This is a genomic window from Phyllobacterium sp. (genome assembly GCF_037994405.1).
In the GTDB taxonomy this organism is placed as follows: Bacteria; Pseudomonadota; Alphaproteobacteria; order Rhizobiales; family Rhizobiaceae; genus Phyllobacterium.
Genome location: NZ_JBBNAN010000511.1, coordinates 1 through 3,705, shown reverse-complemented (window position 1 = coordinate 3,705; position 3,705 = coordinate 1). Strand labels below are relative to the sequence as shown.

General features: G+C 56.5%; 4 protein-coding genes. All 4 read left to right on the top strand.

Features of this window, described 5'->3' with window-relative positions; all coding sequences use genetic code 11:
* Window positions 1-557: alpha/beta fold hydrolase (locus tag AAAC48_RS28095; protein ID WP_340657349.1), on the top strand; the 557-nt coding region annotated here is incomplete at its 5' end.
* Window positions 558-632: 75 nt separating this feature from the next.
* Window positions 633-1,604: a DMT family transporter gene (locus AAAC48_RS28090; RefSeq protein ID WP_340657348.1), complete on the top strand. Its 972-nt coding sequence runs from the start codon at window positions 633-635 to the stop codon at window positions 1,602-1,604.
* A 157-nt stretch (window positions 1,605-1,761) separates the two neighbouring features.
* Window positions 1,762-2,037 (top strand): hypothetical protein, encoded by a 276-nt coding sequence (locus AAAC48_RS28085; protein WP_340657347.1) that lies wholly within the window; start codon window positions 1,762-1,764, stop codon window positions 2,035-2,037.
* 558 nt (window positions 2,038-2,595) lie between these two features.
* Window positions 2,596-3,276 carry a redoxin family protein gene (locus tag AAAC48_RS28080; protein WP_340657346.1) on the top strand — a complete coding sequence of 227 codons (681 nt, stop codon included), beginning with the start codon at window positions 2,596-2,598 and terminating at the stop codon, window positions 3,274-3,276.
* Window positions 3,277-3,705 lie beyond the last annotated feature (429 nt).

Sequence of the window (3,705 nt, the reverse complement as noted above, 5' to 3'; positions counted from 1 at the left end):
GCACGATGGCTAAGCAGATCCTCTTCGTTCAAGGAGCCGGCGAAGGCGTCCACGATCGCTGGGACAGCAAGCTCGTGGCGAGCCTCGAGCGCGAACTCGGCGAAAGCTATGCTGTCCGCTATCCCCGAATGCCCGGCGAGGACGACCCTATCTACTCAGCCTGGAAGGCTGCGCTAATGGGAGAATTCGATTCACTCGAGGACGGGGCAATTCTCGTGGGCCACTCAGTCGGTGGCACCATTTTGATCCATGTGCTTGCCGAGCGGCCGCCGAAACCCAGGTTCGGCGGGCTATTTGTCATCGCTGCGCCCTTCATCGGTGAAGGCGGATGGTCGAGCGATGACATCGATGATTGCAAGGACTTCTCGGAACGCCTTGCGCCCGGCGTTCCCGTCTATCTCTATCATGGCACCGACGACGCCGTGGTGCCCACTGCCCATGTTCATCTCTATGCGAAAGCCATTCCGCACGCCGTGGTCCGCACGTTCGAACGCAGGGATCACCAGCTCAACAATGATATGAGCGACGTCGCGCGAGACATCCGGTCAGTGGGCTAAGCTGAGGGCATCGGTTCGCGCCCGTGCTGGCGCCATCATCTGTGCAGGTTGCGGGAACTGTGGCATAAATGAGTCATGGCGATAAATGTCTTGGCAGTCCATAGCAGCGCGGTCAGGACGGAAGATGCGGCCGGCAATTCGCTTGCAGCCGCCTATTCCGTGGCGGTATGTTGCTGGCTGCTGTCGGCCGGCGTCTATATCGCCGCGAAATGGGTCTCTTCCGAGATGCCGCCCTGGGCGCTCTGCTTCTGGCGCGTGCTGATCGCCTGGGCGATCCTGCTGCCGATCGTGCGCCGGCATTTCGGCGCCATGGTCGCGCTGGTGCGGGCTCGCGCCCTCGAACTGCTTGCCATTGGCGGCATGGGACTCGCGATCTGCCAGGGCATGATTTTTGTCGGCCTCGAACATGCCGATGCCACCACCGCCGGCATCATTATCGCCCTGATCCCAATCATTACCATGATCCTTGCCCGTTTGATTCTGGATGAGCCGATGGGAACCTGGCAGGTGATCGGATCGATCATTGCCTTTCTCGGGATCGTGGTCATCATCGTCAAGGGCAGCCCGGCCGCGCTAATGCGTCTCGACCTCAATCCCGGCGAACTGTGGATCGTCGCCGGCTCGTTCTGTTTCAGCGTCTATACCGTCCTGCTCCGCCGGGCGAAATTCGATGTGGATCGCCTTCCGCTCCTGGTGTTGCTTCTCGGCGCGGCGGTGCTCACGGCGCTGCCCTTCTACCTCTTTGAGCTTGCCTCCGACGAACGCTCGACGCTCAACGGCAGCGGGCTCATCGCGCTCGCCTATGTGGCGATCCCCGGCGGGGCGCTTATGTATTACCTCTTCAATCGCAGCATCGAGGCCCTGGGCGCGGCCCGGGCGGGCGTGCTCCTCTACATTCAGACGATCTTCATCGCCGTGCTCGCCCATCTGATCCTCGGCGAGCAGTTGCAACTCTATCACCTCGAAGGCGCGGCACTCATCATCGCCGGCTTGCTTTTTGTCATCTTGCTCAAGCCGCAGAGCAAGCCTGTGACGAAAAAATCATAAGACTAAGAGCGACGCTCCTAAGCAGCATCTTCAAACCAGCCAGGTAGAGTCAAGTCACTCAGCATTGTCGTTTTGGAACATGAAGTTCGCCATGAGAGCACCAATCGAGTTAGATTAGTATGCCTTGTTTTCCGCTAACTCTGCTGAAGGAATAATCATGAACAGACCAACAACGGCTCTTCTTCCTTTGGTCTTAGTTGTCGGTTTGCATTCCCCGTTTGCATTTGCCGAAGAGGACAGTGCATCGCAGCTCGCAACCGTCAACAAGATCATAAGAGGTGAGGGAAAGCCCGGTGAAACCGCTACAGTTAAAAACGGGGAAGTTATTTATACCGTTCTAGAAGGTGGCACCGTTGAAATCAGGAATTTACGCTACAACACGTTGCAACGGTTCAGTACAATAAAGTCGAACGACAACAATAGGTCAAAATAACACTTATATTTGCCATTGTTCGCAACATGGCTTGCTGACGCGGATTATGCTGTCTGAGAGGTGCGTCCACAGGAAGCTACGCAGGTTCAGCCAACCGGCGCACAAGAACACCAAAAGCGACAGGCCCAAAACCAGAACCCATCGGATCTTTTTCTAACCTTTGGAATGCCATCTGATTGTCCAAGAATCTCGCTGTCATTGCGATTGGCTGCGAGACATATCTGCAAGCAAAACGAAAAACCTGAGGATTGCCATATTTATCAAATGGGCTGTCGGTGCCCACCAAGGGCCCAACGGCGCCGCACTTTCTCGATGAGCACTTGCCGCCGCGGCAAAGGTATTCTTGTCGCGGATTGCAGCGAGTGCTAGCATTGAACCTGGCGGGATGTCCGGATAGCCGGACGGCGAAGTTGGCGGCGACCGCCGCGGTCACGGAAGCAGGAGCGCGCTATGCCAGTCGCCACGGCGTCAAGCCGAATGCGCGCCGCACGGGCTCGACCTCGAAGCACTTGTCGTGTTGTCTCTTTTTGACTGGTCCTTCGGGCGAGGAGGTTGTCCATGTCTGCGCATTATCTGGACCATCCGTTACAACCGGGCGACCTGGCCCCGAACATTGTGCTGGATGCGATCTCACGCGAGGGGAAGATCGCACTTGATGAATTTCGCGGCCGTAGCCCGTTGTTGATAGGTTTGTTTCGAGGCCTGCTTTGCCCGTTCTGCCGACGCCATGTCGCGGCGATGGCACAGCTCATCCCGGCCCTGCGCGAGAAAGGCGTGGACTCTCTAGCGGTGGTAAACACCCCGGTCGAACGCGCGCGACACTATTTCCGCTATCATCCGATACCCGGTCTTCTTGCTGCATCCGACCCGGAGCGAGCTTCACACCGCGCCTTCGGCTTACCCATCCTCGAGTTCACGCAGGATGAGACCAACTGGCCTTACAAGGTCGGAATGGATGTGGTCATGACAATGCGGGTTGATCGGCCGGGGGAGTTGCCTGAGCCGATGGATCCGGCGGCCGCGGGCGACCTTCTCAGCAAGAAGGATGGGTACGAGATCACAGAAGCCGATCAGCAGATGAGCATACCCGGACATATGCAGCTTGTCGGCCATTTCCTGCTCGATCGAGAAGGTGTGGTGCGCTGGAGCTTCACAGAAGTTGAAGAGGAAGGCCGAAATGTGTGCCGGGCGCTGAATCCCGAAGAATTGATGTCGGCAGCTTCCCAAGTCGCACATTAACAGCGAAAAACTCGCTCGACGACCATCACCCGAGTGATTCTGTGGACCTGAACCATCGTCGAGATGCTCAAGCTGGCGAATCTTGAAAGCGAGTATTCGAGCCAGAGAACAGTGGAGATCCAAGAACCGAAAGGTCGGCGCTCTCAATTCATTTGAATAAGTTAATCACCAATGGAATGCCTGCAATGAATCGTGCCCTTCGAACTATGAGAACTGCGATTGTGGGGCTTTTTGTCCTCGGCGGAATCATTTTCGGATCAGCCGGAACGCTGAACTACTGGCAGGGCTGGGCTTTCATAATTGTCTTCACGAACTCGACAAATCTCATGGTGTCTATCTCGCAATCAAAGATCGAGCGCTGCTGGAACGCACTCACAAGTGTCACGTGACACTATCTTTGTTTCTAAAAAGTGTAACGTCGTCTATAGC